Raw genomic sequence first — 514 nt, forward strand, 5'->3', positions numbered from 1 at the left:
TCCAACACCTGCTTTAGGTGGCTATCCAAAAGAATTTGCAATGGATTTTATTGAGCAGAAAGAATTTGGTACGCGAGGATTATATGGTGCACCGGTTGGCTATATAGATATATACGATGATTGTGAATTTATTGTTGCAATTCGTTCGATGCTTATTAAGAAAGCACAAGCAACTTTATTTGCTGGGTGTGGCATTGTTAAAGATTCTGATCCAGATAGTGAATTGGCAGAAACGAACCTTAAGTTCACACCTATGATGAATGCATTAGGAGTCGATATGAATGGGAAATCATAAAGCAGCTTTAACGAAGCAAGTTTTTACATTTGCATCTGAGTTATATGCGTACGGCGTAAGGGAAGTAGTTATCAGTCCGGGATCACGCTCAACGCCACTTGCACTTGCATTTGAAGCACATCCAAATATTAAAACATGGATACACCCCGATGAGCGAAGTGCAGCGTTTTTTGCAGTTGGGTTAATTAAAGGCAGTGAAAGACCTGTCGCTATATTATG

At 39.7% G+C, this 514-nt stretch carries 2 protein-coding genes; both read left to right on the forward strand.

Annotated features, from left to right (window positions below; genetic code table 11):
- A partial coding sequence (locus tag J5E45_RS14295) for a chorismate-binding protein (protein WP_208182392.1) occupies nucleotides 1-295 on the forward strand: 295 nt, incomplete at its 5' end.
- Nucleotides 282-514, forward strand: a 233-nt coding sequence (locus tag J5E45_RS14300; protein WP_272873982.1) for a thiamine pyrophosphate-binding protein, incomplete at its 3' end; no start/stop codon positions are given. The genes J5E45_RS14295 and J5E45_RS14300, both read left to right, overlap by 14 nt.

The sequence above is a fragment of the Staphylococcus shinii genome, from assembly GCF_017583065.1.
GTDB classification, from domain to species: Bacteria; Bacillota; Bacilli; order Staphylococcales; family Staphylococcaceae; genus Staphylococcus; species Staphylococcus shinii.